A 20,012-nucleotide genomic window follows, 5' to 3' on the forward strand; every position below is an offset into this window, starting at 1 on the left:
ATGAACATCAACGTCAGTCTGCCGACCATCATTCCGAATCAACTGCAGCCGCAGACGGAATCGGCACAGACTGACAACCGCCGTGCAGAACTGGTGCCCCCCAGCCGCCAGAGCGAAGCGTCCAACGCCGAGTCCGGCGTCGGTTCCCAGAAAGAGAGATCCCGGGCCGCCCAGGCCAATCCCGCCACCCCATCCTCGTCCACGAAAGAGAACGGCCAGACCGGCCCCGTGATGGTGGCGCACCGTTTTGTCGAGGCAACGGGGGAGGAGGGGGAGCGTCGACAACGTCAGGAGGGTGAGCAGCAGGAGCAGCAAAAGCAGCAGCGTCAGGCGGCTGCGCTGGTCGAACGGGATCTCGAAGTTCGCAAGCACGAGCAGGCGCACCAGGCAGCCGGCGGCGAGCATGCGGGAAGCCCTACCTACCAGTTTTCCCGTGGGCCGGATGGCAAGCGTTATGCCACCGGGGGGGAGGTGGTCATCGACATGGGGACCATTCCCGGGGATCCCGCCGCGACCATCGCCAAGATGCAGCAGGTGCGTGCCGCAGCACTGGCTCCCGATGAACCATCGTCACAAGACATGAGTGTGGCCCGCGCCGCCTCTGGCAAGGAGGCACAGGCCCGCAAGGATCTGATGACCCTCAGGCAGGAAACCACAGGCCCGCTCGGTGCTTATATGGACAATCGAAACCAGGTGATTGCCAGGCACTATCAGCAAGCGGTGAGGTCGGCCTCCCCGCATAGCCTGAGTCAGGACGTCTGATCCCGCTCCGTGCAGGCATGAAAAAGCCCCTTTCGGGGCTTTTTTGCATTCTGGGGGCTTATTTCTTCAGTTTCGACAGGGCAGCCGCGAAGGCGTTGCCCATGGCACCCTCGGTCGGAGCGCTCTGACGGGGCGCCTGTTTCGGTCGGGTGTTGCCGGTGTGACGCGGCTCGGCCGGTTTGCGGGCAGGCTGGCCGGCTTTTTCATCCAGACGCATGGTCAGACTGATGCGTTTGCGCGGTACGTCGACTTCCAGCACCTTTACCCGGACGATGTCACCGGCCTTGACCACCTCGCGGGGATCCTTGACGAAGCGATCGGTGAGGGAAGAAATGTGCACCAGCCCGTCCTGATGGACGCCGATGTCGACGAAGGCGCCGAAGTTGGTGACGTTGGTGACCACACCCTCCAGCACCATCTCGGGCACCAGATCGCTGATTTTCTCCACCCCTTCCTTGAAGGTGGCGGTCTTGAACTCGGGGCGCGGGTCGCGGCCTGGCTTGTCCAGCTCACCGATGATGTCGGTGACGGTAGGCACCCCGAACTGCTCATCGGTGTAGTCGGTGGGCTTGAGGGTGCGCAGCAGGCTGCTGTTGCCGAGCAGGCTGTCGACGGTCTGCTCCAGCTTGGCGAGGATCCGCTCCACCACCGGGTAGGATTCCGGGTGCACCGCCGAGCCGTCCAGCGGGTTGCTGCCGCCCCGAATGCGCAGGAAGCCGGCGCATTGCTCGAATGCCTTGGGCCCGAGTCGGCCAACTTTCAGCAACTGCTGACGACTCTTGAAGGCGCCGTTCTCGTCGCGGTAGGCGACGATGTTCTGCGCCAGGGTCTGGGAGAGGCCGGAAACCCGGTTGAGCAGGGCGACCGAGGCGGTATTCACATCCACCCCCACCGCGTTCACGCAATCCTCGACCACCGCGTCGAGGCGGCGGGCCAGCTGGCTCTGGCCGACATCGTGCTGGTACTGGCCCACACCGATGCTCTTGGGATCGATCTTGACCAGCTCGGCCAGGGGATCCTGCAACCGGCGGGCGATGGAGACGGCGCCGCGAATGGAGACGTCGAGATCCGGGAATTCCTGGGAGGCGAGCTCGGAGGCGGAGTAGACCGATGCCCCCGCTTCACTCACTACTATCTTCTGTGCCTTGGCGGCCGGGTAGCGCTCGAACAGATCGCTCACCAGGCGGTCGGTTTCCCGGGATGCGGTGCCGTTGCCGATGCTGATGAGCTCGACCTTGTGCTTCTGGCACAGCTCGCTCAGGGTCTTGAGACTCTGGTCAACCTGGCGTTTGGGTTCGAACGGATAGATGGTCGCGTGATCGACCAGCTTGCCAGTGGCATCCACCACCGCCACCTTGACCCCGGTGCGGATGCCGGGATCCAGCCCCATGGTGCAGCGCATGCCGGCCGGTGCCGCCATCAGCAGATCCTTGAGGTTCATGGCGAACACCTTGATCGCCTCGTCTTCTGCCGATTCGCGGATGCGGCCGATCAGCTCGGTCTCCATCTGCAGGGAGAGCTTGATCTTCCAGGTCCAGCTCACCACCCCCTGCAGCCACTTGTCGGCCGGGCGGTGTTGCAGGTTGAGTTTGAGGTGATGGGCAATGATCCCTTCGCAGGGGCTGGCACCCTCATCCTCGCCGGTGACCAGCGCCAGGTTGAGGATCCCCTCGTTGCGGCCGCGCAACATGGCCAGCACCCGGTGGGAGGGGGCCTTGTGCAGGGGTTCGTCGTGTTCGAAGTAGTCCTTGAACTTGGCCCCTTCCTGCTCCTTGCCGGCCACCACGCGGGCACGCAGGGTGGCGTTCTGCCACAGGTAGTCCCGCAGCTTCTCAAGGAGATCGGCCTGCTCGGCGAAGCGCTCCATCAGGATGTAACGGGCACCGTCGAGGGCGGCCTTGCCGTCGGTGATCCCCTGCTCGGCATTGAGGAAGCGAACCGCCTCCTGTTCGGGATCCTTCATGGGGTCACCCAGCAGCAAATCCGCCAGTGGCTCCAGCCCCGCCTCGATGGCCATCTGTCCCTTGGTGCGGCGCTTGGGCTTGTAGGGGAGGTAGAGGTCTTCCAGACGGGTCTTGCTGTCGGCCTCGTTCAGCTCGCGGGCCAGCTCGGGGGTCAGTTTGCCCTGCTCTTCGATGGAGCGCAGGATCACCTGGCGGCGATCCGCCAGTTCACGCAGGTAGCCGAGGCGGCTCTCCAGGGTACGCAGCTGGCTGTCGTCCAGACCGCCGGTCACCTCTTTGCGGTAACGGGCGATGAAGGGAACGGTCGCGCCTTCGTCCAGCAGGCGAACGGCTGCCTGCACCTGTTCCGGGCGGGCATTCAGCTCACCGGCGATCTGATGTTCTATTACGTGGCTTTGCATCGAGGGTCTCTTGGTCAGGTCCTGTCTCACTGGCCAGCGTGGGGCTGTGTCGCCGAACAGGGGGTCTGTCCTGGCGATACTTTAGATACCTGCCAGGCCACTGCCGCGCGGGCCGGTTGGCGCCGCAAGGCGCCGGGTGTGAGCACTATATGGGGTCGGGCAGCGGGATGCCACCCCGGCAGAAATGACGTTTCTCATACCCAGTGGGCGGACATGCTCGGTCTCTCCTGGCCTTGTCAGCCGATTTGGCAGTGAGGGTCGGCCTGGCTTATTTGGGATAGCTGATCTCATTGATGTACCAGCAGGCGTCACCCACTGGCGTTTGAACCATGGCTTCATCGCCCACCTCTTTCTTGAGCAGGGCACGGGCCATGGGGGAGTCGATGGAGATGTAATCCTTGCGGCCGAAGATCTCGTCATAGCCGACGATGCGAAAGCGCTTGGTCTCACCCTCGTCGTTTTCCACCTCGACCCAGGCACCGAAGAAGACCTTGCCCTCCTGGGAGGGGGAGTAGTCGACTATGGTCAGCTCTTCCAGGCACTTGCGCAGGTAGCGAACCCGGCGGTCGATCTCCCGCAGGCGTTTCTTGTTGTACTGGTAATCGGCGTTCTCGCTGCGATCACCCAGGCTCGCCGCCCAAGCCACTTTTTTGGTGACATCGGGCCTCTCCTCCCGCCAGAGCATGTCGTGCTCCTGCCGGAGCCTGGTGTAGCCTTCACGGGTAATGAGTTTGGTTTTCATGGGGTTATCACTCCCTCGCCAATTGCATCCGGTTGCTCGGGATCTTAGTCATTGTCGCCGCGCTGTCGAGCAAAAAGCAGAGCTGGCCATCCATCCCTCCCGGCTCCGGGGCCGAATGAGGGCAATAACCGGTAACATATTTATGCTTTGTGGTTGCAGGGGGCGGCTCTAGTATGAGGGGAGACAGAGAAGAGAGGTGGCAATGAGTCAGCAATACAAGGTCCTGGTGGTGGACGACGATCTGAAACTGCGTTCCTTGCTGGAGCGCTACCTCACCGAGCAGGGGTTTGTAGTGCGAGGTGTCGCCAACGGGGAGCAGGCCGATCGCCTGCTGACGCGTGAAAACTTCAGCCTGATGGTGCTTGATCTGATGCTGCCGGGAGAAGACGGCCTCTCCATCTGCCGCCGCCTGCGCGAGGCCGGCAACCAGATCCCTGTCTTGATGCTCACCGCCAAGGGGGACGAAGTGGATCGCATCGTCGGTCTGGAGATGGGGGCCGACGATTATCTGCCCAAGCCGTTCAACCCCCGTGAGCTGCTGGCCCGGATCCGCGCCGTGCTGCGCCGCCATACCGTGGAGCTGCCCGGCGCCCCTTCCGCGGCGGAGAAGATGGTGAGTTTCGGGACCTACCAGCTCAATCTGGCGACCCGTGAACTGAGCCGTGATGGCGAACCGGTTGCCCTGACCAGCGGGGAGTTCGCCGTGCTCAAGGTGCTGGTGAGTCATCCTCGCGAACCGCTCTCCCGTGACAAGCTGATGAACCTGGCCCGTGGTCGCGAGTACACGGCCACCGAGCGCAGCATTGATGTGCAGGTCTCCCGCCTGCGCCGCCTGCTGGAACAGGACCCGGCCCAGCCCCGCTATCTGCAGACCGTCTGGGGTCTGGGGTATGTGTTCGTTCCGGACGGTGAGAACGCATGAAGAAAGTGGGCAGCATGTTCTCCCGCATGCTCTGGTTTCTGGCTGCCGTGCTGGTGGTCTATCAAGTCGTCTCCTACGTTACCTTCTACAACTACCTGCTGGCGCCGACTGTCAAGCAGATCAGCCACCTGCTGGCAAACCAGGTCAAACTCATCTTTCCGGTGGACAACAACCAGCTGGCGCTCAGTGAAGATGCCGAGGCGCTGGTCTATGTCACCACTGGCAGCGACATCTATACCCAGAGCGAGGCGGAGCAGCACGGGCTGAATGATTCCAAGCCCTACCCCTATCTGGAGCAGAGCATCAGCCGCGAATTGAAAGGGGATACCAGGGTCAGGGTTGAGATCCAGGATCACTACATCATCTGGATCCAGCCTCCCCAGACCAGCCAGATGTGGGTGCGTATTCCCCTGACGGAAATTGAAGATGACGACATCGAACCGCTCATCCTCTATATGAGCGTCTTGCTGGTGGTGACCCTGTTTGCGGCCTGGCGTTTTGCCCGTCAGCTGGTGCGGCCGCTGGAGGATCTGGAAGCGGGGGCCGTGGCGGTAGCGCGCGGCAACTTTCCCGATGCCCTGGGGGAGCAGGGCTCGCGGGAGGTGCGCCGCCTGACCCGCACCTTCAACCACATGTCGAGCTCCATCAAGGGGCTGATCGAGGAGCGCAACCTGATGATGGCCGGGGTATCCCACGATTTGCGCACCCCTCTTACCCGTATTCGTCTCGCGACCGAGATGATGTCCTCCGGGGATGAGTACCTCAAGGAGAGCATCAATGCGGACATCGATGAGTCGAACGGCATCATCGATCAGTTCATCGACTACATTCGCCCGAACGAGGGGCTCGATGCTCGGCCCGTCGACCTGACCCAGCTCATTCACGATGCGTTGCTGATGCAGACCGATCAGGGACTGGAAGTGGAGCTGCTCCTGCCGGAGGAGGCGGTGCGTGTGGCCTGCCATCCCATCAGCATTCGCCGTATCCTCAACAATCTGTCGGGCAACTCCCTGCGCTATGGCGCGACCCGGTTGCAGGCCGAGCTCAGGGATGATGGCCACTGGGTGCGGCTGCGACTCTCCGACAATGGCCCGGGGATCGCAGAAGAGGACTACTCCCGGGTGCTCAAGCCCTTCACCCAGGGCAATGTGGCGCGCACCGGTGGCGGGAGTGGGCTGGGGCTGGCCATCGTTGCCAAGATAGTCTCCCAGCATCACGGCACCATCAGGCTGGGGCGCTCCGAACTGGGGGGCTTGCAGGTGGAGATCCGGCTACCCAAGAACCAGCCGCTGGAGTGGATGGATTGAAAGCAGGGCGTATCGAGGGATACGCCCTTTGTCTGTCAGGGGTGGGGGTCGCTCACCTTGCGGTAGCGCTTGCCATATTTGAGTTGCTGGATAAGCAGGGCGGCGACGATGAGAACCAGCCCGATGGGGGTTGCCGGGTGAATGGTTTCGCCGATCAACAGGTTGAGCAGCACCAGAGAGGCAAACGGCGAGATGAAGATAAGGTTGCTGATGGGGGCCGTGTTGGTGGCGTGGCGCAGGGCCATCAGCCAGAGCACGAAACCGAAACCCATCTCGAACAGCCCCACATAGATGGCGCCAGCCCATCCCTGCCAGGCAGTCATGGCAAAGTCCGAGAGCAACCAGGTCGCCACGATGATGAAGGGCAGGCTGATGAGGAAGCCGAGCAGCAGGCTGACGACGGGATCCCCCTGATTGCGGGTGTTGAGGATCCAGTAACCGGCCCAGATCAGGGTCGACACCAGCGCCAGCGTGACGCCGAGCGGACTGTCGAACTGCAGACCGAACACGTCCCCCCTGGTGGCGATCACCAGGGCGCCGAAATAGCCGAGCACGATGGCGACGCCATCGCGGCGGCGCAGCTTTTGACCGAGGAAGGGAACGGCCAGCAGGCTGAGGGTGATGGCCCAGGTGTAGTTGAGAGTCTGCGCCTGCTGGGCGGGCAGCAGATCATATGCCTTGAACAGCAGCAGGTAATAGAGAAAGGGGTTCAGGACCCCGAGAGCGAGGTAGTAGAGGGGGCGACGCTTGATGTAGTCGAGCAGTAGTGGCAGTTTGCCCTGACAGGCCACGATGCACCCCAGGGTCAGGGTCGAGGTGCAGGCCGCGACCAGCAGCAGCTGTACCGGTTCAAAGTAGGCGAGGGAGATCTTGAAGGCGCTGGCCACCGTGGACCAGAGGGCGACGGCACAGAGCCCGTACTGGTAGGCTTTCTTCTGATTCTTGAGCATGGGATGGGTTCCGCAGACAGGGGCGAGGGCGCAGTCTATCAGCCTGTTTGCAACATTGTCGTTACCCCTGCCAGGCAAGGGCTTGCCCAGCCGTTGGCGAGATCCATCTGTCACATAAAATTGCGCACAATCTGTCCGCCTTCACTTGCGTGAGTGGAAAAAATCCGTATAATCCCCTCCGCTTGCCCATGAGGTAAGCCAGACGATATGTCTGCTTGCTGAGCTTCCCGTTTACGAGTTGCCAGCCATACAGTCCTCCCGATATGGGAGGAAACGTGAAAAATCACACCTCTGGCGGGAGTAGTCCCGGTCGGGCGGTGTTGATTTATGTTCTTTTATCTATTGGAGCTCTGTCAATGCAGAACCAAAGAATCCGTATCCGCCTGAAGGCTTTTGATCATCGCCTGATCGATCAATCCACTGCGGAAATCGTTGAAACTGCTAAGCGCACTGGCGCGCAGGTTCGCGGTCCTATCCCGCTGCCGACTCGCAAAGAGCGTTTCACCGTTCTGATCTCCCCGCACGTCAACAAAGACGCGCGTGATCAGTACGAGATCCGCACTCACAAGCGTCTGGTAGACATCGTTGAACCGACTGACAAGACCGTTGACGCTCTGATGCGTCTGGATCTGGCAGCTGGTGTAGACGTCCAGATCAGCCTGGGTTAATTACGGAAAGAGGTTGATAACAATGACAATCGGTCTTGTAGGTCGCAAAGTGGGTATGACTCGCATCTTCACTGAAGATGGCGTTTCTATCCCGGTGACTGTTATCGAAGTTGAAGCTAACCGTGTAACTCAGGTCAAATCTGTAGAAACCGACGGCTACAACGCTATTCAGGTTACCACTGGCGCCAAGAAAGCCAGCCGCGTAACCAAGCCGGAAGCTGGCCACTTCGCCAAAGCTGGTGTAGAAGCCGGTCGCGGTCTGTGGGAATTCCGCCTGAACAACGGTGAAACTTTCACTGTTGGTAGCGAGCTGAAAGTAGATCTTCTCGCTGACGTTAAGCTGGTAGACGTTACCGGCACATCCAAGGGTAAAGGTTTTGCCGGTACTGTTAAACGCTGGAACTTCCGTACCCAGGATATGACCCACGGTAACTCCCTGTCCCACCGTGTACCTGGCTCCATCGGTCAAAACCAGACCCCGGGCCGTGTATTCAAGGGCAAGAAGATGGCTGGTCACATGGGTGCTGAGCGTGTAACGACTCAGAACCTGGAACTGGTTCGTGTTGACGCTGAACGCAACCTGCTGCTCATCAAAGGCGCAGTACCGGGTGCAACCAACGGCAACGTGATCGTCAAACCTGCCGTCAAAGCGTAACGTCTGAGGAGATAGTAATGGAATTGGTAATGAAAGACGCCAAGAGCGCTCTTGAAGTTTCCGAGACTACCTTCGGGCGCGAATTCAACGAAGCTCTGGTTCACCAGGTTGTCGTTGCATATGCCGCTGGTGCCCGTCAGGGTACTCGTGCGCAGCTGACTCGCTCTGAAGTGTCTGGTGGCGGCAAAAAGCCGTGGCGTCAGAAGGGTACTGGTCGTGCCCGTGCTGGCTCCATCCGTTCGCCCATCTGGCGTTCAGGTGGTGTGACCTTTGCTGCTAAGCCGCAAGATCACAGCCAGAAAGTAAACAAGAAGATGTACCGCGGCGCTATCCGTAGCATCCTGTCCGAGCTGGTACGTCAAGAGCGCCTGATCGTTGTTGAGAAGTTCGGCATCGAAGCGCCGAAGACCAAAGAACTGATCGCCAAGCTGAAAGAAATGGAACTGACTGACGTTCTGATCGTGACTGCTGAAGTCGATGAGAACCTGTTCCTGGCTGCTCGTAACCTGTACAAAGTTGACGTGCGTGACGTTGCCGGTATCGACCCGGTCAGCCTGATCGCTTTCGACAAGGTTCTGATGACTGCTGACGCAGTTAAGCAAATCGAGGAGATGCTGGCATGATCCGTGAAGAGCGTCTGCTGAAAGTTCTGAAGGCTCCGCACATCTCTGAAAAGAGCACCATGGTCGCAGAAAAGCAGAACACTATCGTGTTCAAAGTTGCTGTTGATGCCACCAAGGCGGAAGTCAAAGCTGCAGTTGCGAAACTGTTCGAGGTCGAAGTTGAGACCGTCCGTACCCTGAACATGAAGGGTAAGACCAAGCGCGCAGGTGCACGCGTAGGCCGTCGTTCCGATTGGAAAAAGGCTTATGTGACCCTGAAAGCTGGTCAGGACATCGACTTCATGGGCGCAGCCGAGTAAGAGGAGTTCTGAAAAATGGCAATCGTTAAGTGCAAGCCTACTTCTCCGGGCCGCCGCCACGTCGTCAAGATAGTCAACCAAGAGCTGTACAAGGGCAAGCCCTTCGCCGCTCTGCTGGACAGCAAAAGCAAGTCCGGTGGCCGTAACAACAACGGTCGTATCACCACTCGTCATATCGGTGGTGGTCACAAGCAACACTACCGTCTGATCGACTTCAAGCGCGATAAAGACGGCATTCCGGCCAAAGTTGAGCGTCTGGAATACGATCCTAACCGTACCGCAAACATCGCCCTGGTGCTGTATGCAGACGGTGAGCGTCGTTACATCCTGGCTCCGAAAGGCCTGAAAGCTGGTGATGCAATCGCCTCTGGTGCTGATGCTGCCATCAAGGTAGGTAACACCCTGCCGATGCGCAACATCCCGGTCGGTTCTACCGTTCACGCCGTTGAGATGAAGCCTGGTAAAGGTGCCCAGCTGGCTCGTTCCGCTGGTACTTTCATCCAGATCCTGGCTCGTGAAGGTAACTATGTAACTCTGCGTCTGCGTTCCGGCGAAGTACGTAAAGTTCTGGCCGAGTGCCGCGCTACCATCGGTGAAGTGGGTAACTCCGAGCACATGCTGCGTCAACTGGGTAAAGCCGGTGCTAACCGCTGGCGTGGTATTCGTCCGACCGTTCGCGGTATGGCGATGAACCCGGTTGATCACCCGCACGGTGGTGGTGAGGGTCGTAACAAGGGCATGCAGCCTGTGTCCCCATGGGGCCAGAAGGCTAAGGGCTTCAAGACCCGTAAGAACAAGCGTACCGACAAGTACATCGTACGTCGTCGTAACAAGTAATTGTTAACATAGAGGAATCACCATGCCACGTTCTCTCAAGAAGGGTCCATTTATCGACCTGCACTTGCTGAAGAAGGTAGAGAAAGCGGTGGAAAGCGGGGATAAAAAGCCGGTTAAGACCTGGTCCCGTCGTTCAATGATCATCCCGAACATGATCGGTTTGACCATCGCTGTCCATAATGGTCGTCAGCACGTTCCGGTTTTCGTTACCGAAGAAATGATCGGTCACAAACTGGGTGAATTCGCACCGACTCGTACTTATCGCGGCCATGCTGCTGATAAGAAGGCTAAGAAGCGCTAAGGGATAAATGATGGAAGCTATCGCTAAACACCGTTATGCCCGTACTTCTGCCCAGAAAGCTCGTCTGGTAGCCGATCAAGTACGTGGTCTGTCCGTAGACAAGGCTCTGAACATCCTGACCTTCAGCCCGAAAAAGGCTGCTGTTCTGGTGAAGAAAGTGCTGGAATCTGCCATTGCCAACGCTGAGCACAACGAAGGTGCCGATATCGACACCCTGCGTGTTGCCACCATCATGGTAGACGAAGGTCCCTCCATGAAGCGCATCCGCCCGCGTGCCAAAGGTCGCGCGGATCGTATCCTCAAGCGTACCGCTCACATCACTGTAGTGGTATCCGACGCTAAGGCTGGGAGATAAGCAATGGGTCAGAAAGTACATCCTAATGGCATTCGCCTGGGTATTACCAAGCCTTGGAATTCTACCTGGTTCGCGAACACCAAAGACTTCGCTGACAACCTGTACAGCGATTTCCAAGTACGCCAGTTCCTGACCAAGGAGCTGAAAAACGCTTCCTTGTCCAAGATCACTATCGAGCGTCCGGCCAAGAGCATCCGTGTGACCATTCACACCGCTCGTCCGGGTGTCGTGATCGGCAAGAAAGGCGAAGACGTTGAAAAACTGCGCAAAGCTGTAGCCGCGATCGCTGGCGTGCCTGCTCAGATCAACATTTCCGAAGTCCGCAAGCCGGAGCTGGATGGCAAACTGGTTGCCGACAGCATCACTTCCCAGCTGGAGCGTCGCGTAATGTTCCGTCGTGCTATGAAGCGCGCCGTACAGAACGCCATGCGCCTGGGTGCCAAGGGCATCAAAGTGGAAGTTTCCGGTCGTCTGGGCGGCGCTGAAATCGCGCGTACCGAATGGTACCGTGAAGGTCGTGTGCCCCTGCACACCCTGCGCGCCGACATCGACTACGCAACTTCTGAAGCCCACACCACTTACGGTGTGATCGGCGTTAAAGTTTGGATCTTCAAGGGCGAAGTTCTGGGCGGTCTGGCTGCAGTCAATGCTGCCGCTGCTCAAGAGCAGGCTCCTGCGAAGCCCAAGCGTGACAACAAGCGCCGCGCTGCCAAGTAAGGAGATTCGGTAAATGTTGCAACCTAAGCGTACTAAATTCCGCAAGACCCACAAGGGTCGTAACCGCGGTCTGGCCAATGCCGGTAACGAAGTATCCTTCGGTACCTTTGGCCTGAAGGCGACATCTCGTGGTCAACTGACTGCTCGTCAAATCGAAGCAGCCCGTCGTGCCATGACCCGTCACGTTAAGCGTCAAGGCAAGATCTGGATCCGTGTGTTCCCGGACAAGCCCATCACCGAAAAGCCCCTCGAAGTTCGTATGGGTAAAGGTAAGGGTAACGTGGAATACTGGGTTTGCCCGATCCAGCCTGGCAAGGTTCTGTACGAGATGGATGGTGTACCTGAGGCTCTGGCGCGTGAAGCGTTTGCCCTGGCCGCAGCTAAGCTGTCTGTTCAGACCACTTTCGTAATTAAGACGGTGATGTGATGAAAGCCCAAGATCTGCGTCAAAAGAGCGTCGAAGAACTGAACCAGGAGCTGCTGGGTCTGCTGCGTGAGCAATTCAACATGCGCATGCAAGCTTCCACCGGCCAGCTGGCTCAGACTCACACTCTGAAACAAGTGCGTCGTGACGTCGCACGTATCAAGACTGTACTGACTGAGAAGGCAGGTGCGTAATGACTGACAAGATCCGTACTCTGCAAGGTCGTGTAATTAGCGACAAGATGGACAAGTCCATCACCGTCGCTATCGAGCGCAAGGTAAAGCACCCGATCTACGGTAAGATCATCAAGCGCACTACCAAGCTGCACGTGCATGACGAGAACAACGAGTGCAAGGCTGGCGATCTCGTGGAAATCCGCGAGTGCCGCCCGCTGTCCAAGACCAAGTCCTGGACCCTGGTTGCTGTCGTAGAAAAGGCCTAATTCGGTACTTTTTAGCCCAAACGGCCCCCCATCGGGGCCGTTTGTTTTTTAGGCTACCTTTTCAAAAATAGCTGTGTTATAGTTTCGCGCCTTTTGAAGGCAGCCAGATCCCATCAGGGATAAGAAGTAAACAAAGCGGAGCACTAAGATGATCCAGATGCAAAGTATGCTGGGTGTTGCCGACAACTCCGGCGCTCGCAGTGTAATGTGTATTAAGGTTCTGGGTGGTTCGCACCGCCGTTATGCCGGCATCGGCGACATCATCAAGGTTTCCATCAAGGAAGCCATTCCTCGCGGTAAAGTGAAGAAAGGTGATGTGTATAACGCGGTGGTCGTACGCACCCGTAAAGGCGTTCGTCGTCCGGACGGCTCTGTCATCCGTTTCGACAACAATGCGGCTGTGTTGCTTAACAACAACCAACAGCCAATCGGTACTCGTATTTTTGGCCCGGTGACCCGTGAACTCCGTAACGAGAAGTTCATGAAGATTGTGTCCCTGGCACCCGAAGTACTGTAAGGAGTCGAACGATGGCAGCTAAAATCCGTCGCGAAGACGAAGTAATTGTTCTTACCGGCAAAGACAAGGGCAAGCGTGGCAAAGTCACTCAAGTCCTGATTGCAAAAGGTAAGGTAATCGTGGAAGGCATCAACCAGGTGAAGAAACACCAAAAGCCGGTACCCGCACTGGGTCAGGCTGGCGGCATCGTCACCAAAGAAGCCCCCATCGATGTATCTAACGTCGCGCTGTTCAACTCTGCCACTGGCAAGGCTGACCGCGTTGGTTTCCGGATTGAAGACGGCAAGAAAGTCCGTTTCTTCAAATCCACCGGCGAACTTGTGAAGTAATTGGAGTTTAACGATGGCGAAACTGCATGATTACTACAAATCCGATGTAGTAAATGAACTGTCCAAGCAGTTCGGTTACAAGACTATCATGCAAGTCCCTCGGATCGAGAAAATCACCCTGAACATGGGTGTTGGTGAAGCGATCTCTGACAAGAAGTTGCTGGAAAATGCTGCTGCCGATATGGCTGCCATTTCCGGTCAGAAACCGCTGATCACCAAAGCACGCAAATCTGTTGCGGGCTTCAAGATTCGTGAAGGCTACCCGATAGGTTGTAAAGTAACCCTGCGTGGCGAGCGTATGTGGGAGTTCCTGGAACGGCTGATTTGCATCTCCGTACCGCGTATCCGTGACTTCCGTGGTCTGAACGCCAAGGCGTTCGATGGCCGTGGTAACTACTCCATGGGCGTGCGTGAGCAAATCATCTTCCCGGAAATCGACTATGACAAGGTCGATCGCGTCCGTGGTCTGGATATCACCATCACCACTTCCGCGAATACCGACGAAGAAGGCCGTGCTCTGCTGGCTGCCTTTAACTTCCCATTCCGCAAGTAAGGTTAGGGTTATGGCTAAAACATCCATGAAAGCACGTGAAGCAAAGCGTGCGAAGCTGGCAGCCAAGTTCGCGACCAAGCGTACCGAGCTGAAAGCTATCATCGTTGATATGAACGCTTCTGAAGAAGCGCGTTGGGATGCTGTCTTGCAACTGCAACAGCTGCCCCGTGATTCCAGTCCGTCCCGCCAGCGTAACCGTTGCAACATCACTGGTCGTCCGCACGGTTTCCTGCGGAAGTTTGGCCTCTCTCGCATCAAGGTGCGTGAGCATGCCATGAAGGGCGAAATTCCGGGCCTCAAAAAGGCCTCTTGGTAAGAATCTCGGGAGTTAGACTATGAGCATGCAAGATCCGATCGCGGATATGCTGACCCGCATCCGTAACGGTCAGGCGGCGAGCAAAGTTGCGGTTTCCATGCCTTCTTCCAAGCTGAAAGTGGCTATCGCCAAAGTGCTGAAAGAAGAAGGTTACATCGCTGGCTACAACGTAGCTGGTGACGTGAAACCGGAACTGGAAATCGAACTGAAGTATTTCCAGGGCAAGCCGGTTGTAGAACTGATCCAACGCGTGAGCCGTCCCGGCCTGCGTATTTACAAGCGCACTACTGATCTGCCGAAAGTCATGGGCGGTCTCGGTGTTGCTATCGTGTCCACGTCTAAAGGTGTGATGACCGACCGTGCTGCCCGCAAGGCAAGCATGGGTGGTGAGATCATCTGCTACGTCGCTTAATAGGAGGTCGGAAATGTCTCGCGTTGCTAAGGCACCCGTCACTATTCCTGCTGGCGTAGAGGTGACTCTGAACGGCCAAGAACTGTCCATCAAAGGTGGCAAGGGTTCCCTGGTTCGTTCCATCCACGCCGGTGTAGAAGTGACCAAAGAAGACAATGTACTGAAGTTCGCTCCGCGCGACGGCATCGCTGGTGCTGACGCTCAGGCCGGTACTGCCCGTGCATTGGTCAACAACATGGTAGTCGGTGTTACCCAAGGCTTCGAGCGCAAGCTGCAGCTGGTTGGTGTAGGTTACAAAGCCTCCATCAAGGGCAATGCTGTTGCGCTGGCACTGGGCTTCTCTCACCCGGTAGAGCATGCGCTGCCGGCTGGTGTCACCGCTGAATGTCCGTCCGCCACCGAGATCGTTCTGCGTGGTGTGGACAAGCAGCTGGTTGGCCAAGTCGCCGCCGATATCCGTGCTTACCGCGCTCCGGAGCCCTACAAGGGCAAGGGTGTACGCTATGCCAACGAGCAAGTGCGTACTAAAGAAGCTAAGAAGAAGTAAGGTAACACTATGGACAAGAAAGCAGCTCGTCTCCGTCGTGCTACTCGTGCTCGGAAAAAGATGCAGGAACTGGGAGCTACCCGTCTGGTTGTTCACCGTACCCCGCGTCATATCTATGCGCAGGTTATTGCAGCCAACGGTTCCGAAGTTCTGGCCTCTGCTTCCACAGTAGAGAAAGCCATCAGTGAAGCTCTGAAATACACCGGTAACGCAGATGCTGCTACCGCTGTAGGTAAGGCTATCGCTGAGCGTGCTATTGCCAAAGGCGTTCAGAACGTATCTTTCGATCGTTCCGGTTTCAAGTATCACGGTCGTGTAGCCGCTCTGGCTGCCGCTGCTCGTGACGCTGGTCTTCAGTTCTAAGCTAGGAGTCGAAGATGGCTAAAGTCGAATCTCAAGCCGGCGAACTGCAAGAAAAGCTCATTGCAGTAAACCGTGTTTCGAAAACTGTTAAAGGTGGTCGTATCATGTCCTTCACCGCGTTGACCGTGGTGGGTGATGGTAACGGCCGTGTAGGTTACGGTTACGGCAAGGCCCGTGAAGTTCCGGCCGCCATTCAAAAGGCGATGGAACAGGCTAAGCGTAACCTGAACAAGGTTGAGCTGAACAACGGCACCCTGCACCACCCGGTGCGTGGCGTTCACTCTGGTTCCACCGTGTTCATGAAGCCGGCCTCCCAAGGTACTGGTATCATTGCAGGCGGCGCCATGCGTGCCGTACTGGAAGTTGCTGGTATCCACAACGTGCTGGCCAAGACCTACGGTTCCACCAACCCGATCAACGTTGTTCGCGCAACTGTCGACGCTCTGGTTCACGGTCAATCACCGGAACAGATCGCGGCCAAGCGTGGTCTGCGCGTTGAAGAAATTCTGGGGTAATGCGACATGGCTAACACTGTAAAAGTAACTCAAACTCGCAGCTCTATCGGCCGTCTGCCAAAGCACAAGGCGACTCTGCGTGGTCTGGGTCTGCGTCGCATTGGTCACACCGTTGAGCTGGAAGATACTCCCTGCGTACGCGGCATGATCAACCAGGTTTATTACATGGTTAAGGTGGAGGGCTAAGCATGCGTCTGAATACTCTGTCTCCGGCCGCTGGCTCCAAGCGCGTCAAGCACCGTCCGGGCCGTGGTATCGGTTCTGGTCTGGGCAAGACCGGTGGTCGTGGTGTTAAAGGTCAAACCTCTCGTTCCGGTGGCGGCAAGGTCCGCAACGGTTTCGAAGGTGGCCAGATGCCTTTGAAAATCCGTCTGCCGAAGTTCGGTTTCTTCTCTCGCAAATCTTTGGTATCTGCCGAAGTGCGCCTGAACGAAATCGCCCTGGTAGAAGGTGATGTGGTCGATCTGAGCACTCTGAAGCAAGCCGGTGTTGTTACCAAGAACATCGTATTCGCTAAAGTTGTTCTGTCTGGCAACATTGACCGTGCTGTGACCGTTCGTGGTCTGTCCGTCACCAAGGGTGCACGTGCAGCCATCGAGGCCGCTGGCGGTAAAATCGAGGAATAATCAGTACAATGGCTAAGAAACCAGGATTGGATGTTAAAGCACAAGGTGGTCTGAGCGAACTGAAGAGCCGTCTGCTCTTCGTTCTCGGGGCAATTATCGTGTTCCGCGCAGGCTCTTATGTGCCGATTCCTGGTATTGACGCCGCCGTACTGGCCGAGTTGTTCCAACAACAGAAGGGCACCATCATTGAGATGTTCAACATGTTCAGTGGTGGTGCACTCTCGCGTGCTTCTATTCTTGCGCTGGGGATCATGCCGTACATTTCGGCGTCGATCATTATCCAGCTGCTGACTGTGGTTCATCCCGCTCTTGCTGAACTCAAGAAAGAGGGTGAATCCGGCCGTCGCAAGATTAGCCAATATACCCGTTGGGGCACGCTGGTTTTGGGAACGTTCCAGGCCATTGGTATTGCAACCGGTCTGCCGAATATGATGCAAGGACTCGTGACTCATCCGGGTTTGGGCTTCTATTTCACAGCCGTTGTGAGTCTGGTCACCGGTACCATGTTCTTGATGTGGTTGGGTGAACAGATTACCGAGCGTGGGATTGGTAATGGTATCTCGCTGATTATTTTCACGGGTATCGTTGCTGGTCTGCCTCATGCCATTGGCGCTACGGCCGAACAGGCACGTCAAGGGGAATTGCACATCCTGCTGTTGTTGTTGCTGGGCTTGATTGTTTTCGCAGTGACTTACTTTGTGGTGTTCGTGGAGCGTGGTCAGCGTCGTATCGTCGTTAACTATGCCAAGCGTCAACAAGGCCGCCAGGTATTCGCCGCGCAAAGCACACACCTGCCGTTGAAAGTGAATATGGCCGGTGTGATTCCTGCGATTTTCGCATCCAGCATCATCCTCTTCCCGGGGACCATTACCTCTTGGTTTGGTCAGGGCGAGGGCAAGGTGGCTGATATCCTGCAACAGGTCTCTATGGTCCTGCAGCCGGGTCAACCCTTGTATGAGATGCTCTATGCAGCAGCCATTATCTTCTTCTGCTTCTTCTATACCGCGCTGGTGTTCAACCCACGCGAGACAGCAGATAATCTGAAGAAGAGTGGAGCCTTTATCCCGGGGATCCGCCCGGGCGAGCAGACAGCACGTTATATCGATAAGGTTATGACTCGCCTGACATTGGCAGGTGCGCTCTATATAACCTTTATCTGTCTGGTACCCCAGTTCTTGATGACTGCCTGGAACGTACAGTTCTACTTCGGTGGCACTTCGCTGCTGATTATCGTGGTAGTTATCATGGACTTCATGGCTCAGGTTCAGACCCATATGATGTCTCATCAATATGGCGACGTCCTGAGGAAGGCCAACCTGAAGGGCTACGGCCGCTAAAGGTCGGCGTAGTTACGGAGTTAAGCAATGAAAGTTCGTGCTTCCGTTAAGGCAATCTGCCGTAACTGCAAAATCATCAAGCGTCACGGTGTGGTGCGTGTGATTTGCAGCGAGCCAAAGCATAAACAGCGCCAAGGCTAATTTTTTACGGTTAGTACTTGCAACAAATAGTTGTGCTGGCTAATATAGCCAGCCAACTTTTGTTGTGTATTGGTTGACCGCCACGTATCCGCTCACGGGCTTTGTGGTGGTCGTTATCTACTATATGTAGGAGTGAATAGTGGCCCGTATCGCTGGCATTAACATTCCTGACCATAAACATGCAGTCATTGCGTTGACTGCTATTTATGGCGTCGGTCGTACCCGCTCCAAGGCCATCTGTGCCGCAGCCGGTATCGCTGAGAATGTGAAAATTAAAGACCTGGACGAAGCTCAGATCGAGAGTCTGCGTGAACAAGTAGGTAAATTCACCGTCGAAGGTGACCTGCGTCGTCAGATTTCCATGAACATCAAGCGATTGATGGATCTGGGTTGCTACCGTGGTTTGCGTCACCGTCGTAGCCTGCCTGTTCGTGGTCAACGTACCAAGACCAACGCTCGTACCCGTAAGGGTCCGCGCAAGGCTATCAAGAAGTAACGGGAAGGTAGAAAATGGCTAAAACTCCGACTCGTGCTCGCAAGCGCGTTAAAAAGCAAGTGAGCGACGGTATTGCGCACGTTCATGCATCTTTCAACAACACAATCGTGACCATTACTGACCGTCAGGGCAATGCTCTGTCTTGGGCTACCTCTGGTGGTTCCGGTTTCCGTGGTTCCCGTAAGTCCACTCCGTTTGCTGCCCAGGTAGCTGCTGAGCGTGCTGGTGAGATCGCCAAAGAATACGGCGTGAAGAACCTGGAAGTCATGGTCAAAGGTCCGGGTCCCGGTCGTGAGTCTTCCATCCGCGCTCTGAACGCGGCTGGTTTCCGCATCACTAACATTACTGATGTGACTCCGATCCCGCACAACGGTTGTCGTCCTCCCAAGAAGCGCCGCGTGTAACGCTGTAGCTACTTGGTCTAGGATTGTTGGAGAAAGAAGATGGCAAGATATATCGGTCCTAAGCTTAAGCTTAGCCGTCGTGAGGGCACCGACCTCTTCCTGAAGTCTGGTGTTCGTGCGATTGATTCTAAGTGCAAGATTGACACCGTTCCTGGTCAACACGGTGCGCGTAAAGCGCGTCTGTCCGACTACGGTGTGCAACTGCGCGAGAAACAAAAAGTACGTCGTATCTACGGCGTATTGGAAAAACAGTTCCGCAACTACTACCGCGACGCTGCCCGTCAAAAGGGTAACACCGGTGAAAACCTGTTGCAGCTGCTGGAAGGTCGTCTGGACAACGTCGTCTACCGCATGGGCTTCGGCGCCACTCGTGCTGAATCTCGTCAGCTGGTGAGCCACAAAGCCATCATGGTAAACGGCCGCGTTGTGAATGTTCCTTCTTTCCAGGTATCCCCTGAGGACGTGATCTGCGTTCGCGAGAAGGCTAAGAAGCAAGCGCGTATCAAAGCTTCCCTGGAAGTTGCTGGTCAGCGCGAGAAGCCGACTTGGGTAGAGGTTGACGCTGCTAAGATGGAAGGTGCCTTCAAGCGCCTGCCGGAGCGTTCCGACCTGTCTGCCGACATTAACGAACAGCTGATCGTCGAGCTTTACTCCAAGTAAAGCTAGCTTCTAAAGAGAGGACACAATGCTGGGTTCTGTAACAGATTTTCTTAAACCGCGGCTAGTTGACATCGAGCAAGTTAGCCCGACTCACGCGAAAGTGACTCTCGAGCCGCTTGAGCGTGGCTTTGGCCACACGCTGGGCAATGCCCTGCGTCGTATTTTGCTGTCATCTATGCCCGGTTGTGCGGTTACTGAAGTCGAGATCGACGGAGTACTGCACGAGTACAGCAGCAAAGAAGGTGTACAGGAAGACATTCTTGAAATCCTGCTCAACCTGAAAGGTATCGCTGTGAAGCTGGAAGGCAAGGACGAGGTAACTCTGTCCCTGACCAAGTCTGGAACAGGCCCCGTTACCGCTGGTGATATCACTCACGGTGATGAAGTCGAGATCGTAAACCCGGAGCACGTAATCTGCCACCTGACT

At 56.7% G+C, this 20,012-nt stretch carries 33 protein-coding genes (1 of these 33 only partly in view); 30 read left to right on the forward strand and 3 right to left on the reverse strand.

What is annotated here, in order from left to right; genetic code table 11:
- Window positions 1–762, forward strand: a complete 762-nt coding sequence (locus I6L36_RS13960) for a putative metalloprotease CJM1_0395 family protein (RefSeq protein WP_053288818.1) — start codon at window positions 1–3, stop codon at window positions 760–762.
- Between the two features lie 58 nt (window positions 763–820).
- Here the strand turns inward: I6L36_RS13960 and I6L36_RS13965 are convergent, their stop codons facing one another.
- Complete coding sequence (locus I6L36_RS13965) at window positions 821–3,127, reverse strand: Tex family protein (protein ID WP_109112042.1); 2,307 nt, start codon at window positions 3,125–3,127, stop codon at window positions 821–823.
- A gap of 268 nt (window positions 3,128–3,395) precedes the next feature.
- Entirely contained in the window at window positions 3,396–3,869 is a 474-nt protein-coding gene (gene greB, locus I6L36_RS13970) for a transcription elongation factor GreB (RefSeq protein WP_039039492.1), read from the reverse strand.
- 202 nt (window positions 3,870–4,071) lie between these two features.
- Between greB and ompR the strand changes: the two genes are divergently transcribed.
- Together ompR and envZ are read left to right on the forward strand one after the other, a co-directional pair.
- Window positions 4,072–4,791, forward strand: coding sequence for a two-component system response regulator OmpR (gene ompR, locus I6L36_RS13975; protein ID WP_053288816.1), 720 nt, complete (start codon window positions 4,072–4,074; stop codon window positions 4,789–4,791).
- Window positions 4,788–6,098, forward strand: a complete 1,311-nt coding sequence (gene envZ, locus I6L36_RS13980) for a two-component system sensor histidine kinase EnvZ (protein ID WP_053288815.1) — start codon at window positions 4,788–4,790, stop codon at window positions 6,096–6,098. The genes ompR and envZ overlap by 4 nt, the downstream gene beginning before the upstream one ends.
- A gap of 35 nt (window positions 6,099–6,133) precedes the next feature.
- Here envZ and I6L36_RS13985 read toward each other — a convergent pair whose 3' ends face one another.
- Window positions 6,134–7,048 carry a DMT family transporter gene (locus I6L36_RS13985; protein ID WP_039039491.1) on the reverse strand — a complete coding sequence of 305 codons (915 nt, stop codon included), beginning with the start codon at window positions 7,046–7,048 and terminating at the stop codon, window positions 6,134–6,136.
- Window positions 7,049–7,404: 356 nt separating this feature from the next.
- Here I6L36_RS13985 and rpsJ point away from each other — a divergent pair, with 356 nt between their 5' ends.
- The 27 genes from rpsJ to rpoA form a co-directional block, all read left to right on the forward strand.
- Window positions 7,405–7,716: a 30S ribosomal protein S10 gene (gene rpsJ, locus I6L36_RS13990; protein WP_005307944.1), complete on the forward strand. Its 312-nt coding sequence runs from the start codon at window positions 7,405–7,407 to the stop codon at window positions 7,714–7,716.
- Window positions 7,717–7,738: 22 nt separating this feature from the next.
- Window positions 7,739–8,371 carry a 50S ribosomal protein L3 gene (gene rplC / locus I6L36_RS13995; RefSeq protein WP_010672559.1) on the forward strand — a complete coding sequence of 211 codons (633 nt, stop codon included), beginning with the start codon at window positions 7,739–7,741 and terminating at the stop codon, window positions 8,369–8,371.
- Window positions 8,372–8,388: 17 nt separating this feature from the next.
- Complete coding sequence (rplD, locus tag I6L36_RS14000) at window positions 8,389–8,994, forward strand: 50S ribosomal protein L4 (RefSeq protein WP_005340616.1); 606 nt, start codon at window positions 8,389–8,391, stop codon at window positions 8,992–8,994.
- Window positions 8,994–9,293 carry a 50S ribosomal protein L23 gene (gene rplW, locus I6L36_RS14005; protein ID WP_342690021.1) on the forward strand — a complete coding sequence of 100 codons (300 nt, stop codon included), beginning with the start codon at window positions 8,994–8,996 and terminating at the stop codon, window positions 9,291–9,293. The genes rplD and rplW overlap by 1 nt, the downstream gene beginning before the upstream one ends.
- A gap of 15 nt (window positions 9,294–9,308) precedes the next feature.
- Window positions 9,309–10,130, forward strand: coding sequence for a 50S ribosomal protein L2 (gene rplB, locus I6L36_RS14010; protein WP_010672560.1), 822 nt, complete (start codon window positions 9,309–9,311; stop codon window positions 10,128–10,130).
- Between the two features lie 22 nt (window positions 10,131–10,152).
- Window positions 10,153–10,431 (forward strand): 30S ribosomal protein S19, encoded by a 279-nt coding sequence (rpsS, locus tag I6L36_RS14015; RefSeq protein ID WP_005307960.1) that lies wholly within the window; start codon window positions 10,153–10,155, stop codon window positions 10,429–10,431.
- A gap of 10 nt (window positions 10,432–10,441) precedes the next feature.
- Window positions 10,442–10,786: a 50S ribosomal protein L22 gene (rplV, locus tag I6L36_RS14020; protein ID WP_010672561.1), complete on the forward strand. Its 345-nt coding sequence runs from the start codon at window positions 10,442–10,444 to the stop codon at window positions 10,784–10,786.
- Between the two features lie 3 nt (window positions 10,787–10,789).
- Window positions 10,790–11,503 (forward strand): 30S ribosomal protein S3, encoded by a 714-nt coding sequence (gene rpsC, locus I6L36_RS14025; RefSeq protein WP_005331168.1) that lies wholly within the window; start codon window positions 10,790–10,792, stop codon window positions 11,501–11,503.
- A gap of 13 nt (window positions 11,504–11,516) precedes the next feature.
- Window positions 11,517–11,930, forward strand: a complete 414-nt coding sequence (rplP, locus tag I6L36_RS14030; protein ID WP_010672562.1) for a 50S ribosomal protein L16 — start codon at window positions 11,517–11,519, stop codon at window positions 11,928–11,930.
- Entirely contained in the window at window positions 11,930–12,121 is a 192-nt protein-coding gene (gene rpmC / locus I6L36_RS14035; protein WP_005307965.1) for a 50S ribosomal protein L29, read from the forward strand. The genes rplP and rpmC overlap by 1 nt, the downstream gene beginning before the upstream one ends.
- Complete coding sequence (rpsQ, locus tag I6L36_RS14040; protein WP_005307966.1) at window positions 12,121–12,369, forward strand: 30S ribosomal protein S17; 249 nt, start codon at window positions 12,121–12,123, stop codon at window positions 12,367–12,369. The genes rpmC and rpsQ overlap by 1 nt, the downstream gene beginning before the upstream one ends.
- Before the next feature lie 148 nt (window positions 12,370–12,517).
- On the forward strand, window positions 12,518–12,886 hold the full coding sequence (gene rplN / locus I6L36_RS14045) for a 50S ribosomal protein L14 (RefSeq protein ID WP_005307975.1): 369 nt from the start codon (window positions 12,518–12,520) through the stop codon (window positions 12,884–12,886).
- 11 nt (window positions 12,887–12,897) lie between these two features.
- Entirely contained in the window at window positions 12,898–13,215 is a 318-nt protein-coding gene (gene rplX / locus I6L36_RS14050) for a 50S ribosomal protein L24 (protein WP_005307977.1), read from the forward strand.
- Between the two features lie 13 nt (window positions 13,216–13,228).
- On the forward strand, window positions 13,229–13,768 hold the full coding sequence (rplE, locus tag I6L36_RS14055) for a 50S ribosomal protein L5 (protein ID WP_005331162.1): 540 nt from the start codon (window positions 13,229–13,231) through the stop codon (window positions 13,766–13,768).
- A 10-nt stretch (window positions 13,769–13,778) separates the two neighbouring features.
- Window positions 13,779–14,084, forward strand: a complete 306-nt coding sequence (gene rpsN / locus I6L36_RS14060) for a 30S ribosomal protein S14 (RefSeq protein WP_005331161.1) — start codon at window positions 13,779–13,781, stop codon at window positions 14,082–14,084.
- Window positions 14,085–14,103: 19 nt separating this feature from the next.
- Window positions 14,104–14,496 carry a 30S ribosomal protein S8 gene (gene rpsH / locus I6L36_RS14065; protein ID WP_010672564.1) on the forward strand — a complete coding sequence of 131 codons (393 nt, stop codon included), beginning with the start codon at window positions 14,104–14,106 and terminating at the stop codon, window positions 14,494–14,496.
- A gap of 13 nt (window positions 14,497–14,509) precedes the next feature.
- Entirely contained in the window at window positions 14,510–15,043 is a 534-nt protein-coding gene (gene rplF, locus I6L36_RS14070) for a 50S ribosomal protein L6 (RefSeq protein WP_010672565.1), read from the forward strand.
- Window positions 15,044–15,052: 9 nt separating this feature from the next.
- Complete coding sequence (rplR, locus tag I6L36_RS14075) at window positions 15,053–15,406, forward strand: 50S ribosomal protein L18 (protein WP_010672566.1); 354 nt, start codon at window positions 15,053–15,055, stop codon at window positions 15,404–15,406.
- A gap of 14 nt (window positions 15,407–15,420) precedes the next feature.
- A complete protein-coding gene (gene rpsE, locus I6L36_RS14080) occupies window positions 15,421–15,921 on the forward strand; it encodes a 30S ribosomal protein S5 (RefSeq protein WP_005340605.1) in 501 nt (166 codons plus the stop codon).
- Between the two features lie 6 nt (window positions 15,922–15,927).
- A complete protein-coding gene (rpmD, locus tag I6L36_RS14085) occupies window positions 15,928–16,107 on the forward strand; it encodes a 50S ribosomal protein L30 (protein WP_005307985.1) in 180 nt (59 codons plus the stop codon).
- A gap of 2 nt (window positions 16,108–16,109) precedes the next feature.
- A complete protein-coding gene (gene rplO, locus I6L36_RS14090; protein ID WP_025325390.1) occupies window positions 16,110–16,547 on the forward strand; it encodes a 50S ribosomal protein L15 in 438 nt (145 codons plus the stop codon).
- A gap of 8 nt (window positions 16,548–16,555) precedes the next feature.
- Window positions 16,556–17,884, forward strand: coding sequence for a preprotein translocase subunit SecY (gene secY / locus I6L36_RS14095; protein WP_005307989.1), 1,329 nt, complete (start codon window positions 16,556–16,558; stop codon window positions 17,882–17,884).
- Between the two features lie 27 nt (window positions 17,885–17,911).
- Window positions 17,912–18,025 (forward strand): 50S ribosomal protein L36, encoded by a 114-nt coding sequence (gene rpmJ / locus I6L36_RS14100; RefSeq protein WP_005319705.1) that lies wholly within the window; start codon window positions 17,912–17,914, stop codon window positions 18,023–18,025.
- A 139-nt stretch (window positions 18,026–18,164) separates the two neighbouring features.
- Window positions 18,165–18,521: a 30S ribosomal protein S13 gene (rpsM, locus tag I6L36_RS14105; protein WP_005307991.1), complete on the forward strand. Its 357-nt coding sequence runs from the start codon at window positions 18,165–18,167 to the stop codon at window positions 18,519–18,521.
- 14 nt (window positions 18,522–18,535) lie between these two features.
- A complete protein-coding gene (gene rpsK, locus I6L36_RS14110) occupies window positions 18,536–18,925 on the forward strand; it encodes a 30S ribosomal protein S11 (protein WP_005319702.1) in 390 nt (129 codons plus the stop codon).
- A gap of 39 nt (window positions 18,926–18,964) precedes the next feature.
- Window positions 18,965–19,585, forward strand: a complete 621-nt coding sequence (gene rpsD, locus I6L36_RS14115) for a 30S ribosomal protein S4 (RefSeq protein ID WP_010672568.1) — start codon at window positions 18,965–18,967, stop codon at window positions 19,583–19,585.
- A 25-nt stretch (window positions 19,586–19,610) separates the two neighbouring features.
- A protein-coding gene (gene rpoA, locus I6L36_RS14120) for a DNA-directed RNA polymerase subunit alpha (protein WP_005307997.1) crosses the window boundary here: on the forward strand, window positions 19,611–20,012 show its start. 588 nt of this gene lie beyond the right edge of the window; only the first 402 of its 990 coding nucleotides appear in the window; it begins with the start codon at window positions 19,611–19,613; its stop codon lies beyond the right edge, outside the window.

Source organism: Aeromonas sp. FDAARGOS 1406, from assembly GCF_019048565.1.
Taxonomy (GTDB): Bacteria; Pseudomonadota; Gammaproteobacteria; order Enterobacterales; family Aeromonadaceae; genus Aeromonas; species Aeromonas caviae.

Excerpts from the sequence above, each read along its gene's own strand:
- I6L36_RS13960 (WP_053288818.1), top strand. The coding sequence starts at position 1 with ATGAACATCAACGTCAGTCTGCCGACCATCATTCCGAATCAACTGCAG.
- rpsJ (WP_005307944.1), top strand. The coding sequence starts at position 7,405 with ATGCAGAACCAAAGAATCCGTATCCGCCTGAAGGCTTTTGATCATCGC.
- rpsQ (WP_005307966.1), top strand. The coding sequence starts at position 12,121 with ATGACTGACAAGATCCGTACTCTGCAAGGTCGTGTAATTAGCGACAAG.
- rpsN (WP_005331161.1), top strand. The coding sequence starts at position 13,779 with ATGGCTAAAACATCCATGAAAGCACGTGAAGCAAAGCGTGCGAAGCTG.
- rplX (WP_005307977.1), top strand. The coding sequence starts at position 12,898 with ATGGCAGCTAAAATCCGTCGCGAAGACGAAGTAATTGTTCTTACCGGC.
- envZ (WP_053288815.1), top strand. The coding sequence starts at position 4,788 with ATGAAGAAAGTGGGCAGCATGTTCTCCCGCATGCTCTGGTTTCTGGCT.
- rpsH (WP_010672564.1), top strand. The coding sequence starts at position 14,104 with ATGAGCATGCAAGATCCGATCGCGGATATGCTGACCCGCATCCGTAAC.
- rplF (WP_010672565.1), top strand. The coding sequence starts at position 14,510 with ATGTCTCGCGTTGCTAAGGCACCCGTCACTATTCCTGCTGGCGTAGAG.
- rplR (WP_010672566.1), top strand. The coding sequence starts at position 15,053 with ATGGACAAGAAAGCAGCTCGTCTCCGTCGTGCTACTCGTGCTCGGAAA.
- I6L36_RS13985 (WP_039039491.1), bottom strand. The coding sequence starts at position 7,048 with ATGCTCAAGAATCAGAAGAAAGCCTACCAGTACGGGCTCTGTGCCGTC.
- rplV (WP_010672561.1), top strand. The coding sequence starts at position 10,442 with ATGGAAGCTATCGCTAAACACCGTTATGCCCGTACTTCTGCCCAGAAA.
- rpsK (WP_005319702.1), top strand. The coding sequence starts at position 18,536 with ATGGCTAAAACTCCGACTCGTGCTCGCAAGCGCGTTAAAAAGCAAGTG.
- I6L36_RS13965 (WP_109112042.1), bottom strand. The coding sequence starts at position 3,127 with ATGCAAAGCCACGTAATAGAACATCAGATCGCCGGTGAGCTGAATGCC.
- greB (WP_039039492.1), bottom strand. The coding sequence starts at position 3,869 with ATGAAAACCAAACTCATTACCCGTGAAGGCTACACCAGGCTCCGGCAG.
- rplD (WP_005340616.1), top strand. The coding sequence starts at position 8,389 with ATGGAATTGGTAATGAAAGACGCCAAGAGCGCTCTTGAAGTTTCCGAG.
- rplP (WP_010672562.1), top strand. The coding sequence starts at position 11,517 with ATGTTGCAACCTAAGCGTACTAAATTCCGCAAGACCCACAAGGGTCGT.
- ompR (WP_053288816.1), top strand. The coding sequence starts at position 4,072 with ATGAGTCAGCAATACAAGGTCCTGGTGGTGGACGACGATCTGAAACTG.
- rpsD (WP_010672568.1), top strand. The coding sequence starts at position 18,965 with ATGGCAAGATATATCGGTCCTAAGCTTAAGCTTAGCCGTCGTGAGGGC.
- rpmC (WP_005307965.1), top strand. The coding sequence starts at position 11,930 with ATGAAAGCCCAAGATCTGCGTCAAAAGAGCGTCGAAGAACTGAACCAG.
- rpsE (WP_005340605.1), top strand. The coding sequence starts at position 15,421 with ATGGCTAAAGTCGAATCTCAAGCCGGCGAACTGCAAGAAAAGCTCATT.
- rplC (WP_010672559.1), top strand. The coding sequence starts at position 7,739 with ATGACAATCGGTCTTGTAGGTCGCAAAGTGGGTATGACTCGCATCTTC.
- rplO (WP_025325390.1), top strand. The coding sequence starts at position 16,110 with ATGCGTCTGAATACTCTGTCTCCGGCCGCTGGCTCCAAGCGCGTCAAG.
- secY (WP_005307989.1), top strand. The coding sequence starts at position 16,556 with ATGGCTAAGAAACCAGGATTGGATGTTAAAGCACAAGGTGGTCTGAGC.
- rplB (WP_010672560.1), top strand. The coding sequence starts at position 9,309 with ATGGCAATCGTTAAGTGCAAGCCTACTTCTCCGGGCCGCCGCCACGTC.
- rpmD (WP_005307985.1), top strand. The coding sequence starts at position 15,928 with ATGGCTAACACTGTAAAAGTAACTCAAACTCGCAGCTCTATCGGCCGT.
- rplN (WP_005307975.1), top strand. The coding sequence starts at position 12,518 with ATGATCCAGATGCAAAGTATGCTGGGTGTTGCCGACAACTCCGGCGCT.
- rpsS (WP_005307960.1), top strand. The coding sequence starts at position 10,153 with ATGCCACGTTCTCTCAAGAAGGGTCCATTTATCGACCTGCACTTGCTG.
- rplE (WP_005331162.1), top strand. The coding sequence starts at position 13,229 with ATGGCGAAACTGCATGATTACTACAAATCCGATGTAGTAAATGAACTG.
- rpmJ (WP_005319705.1), top strand. The coding sequence starts at position 17,912 with ATGAAAGTTCGTGCTTCCGTTAAGGCAATCTGCCGTAACTGCAAAATC.
- rpsC (WP_005331168.1), top strand. The coding sequence starts at position 10,790 with ATGGGTCAGAAAGTACATCCTAATGGCATTCGCCTGGGTATTACCAAG.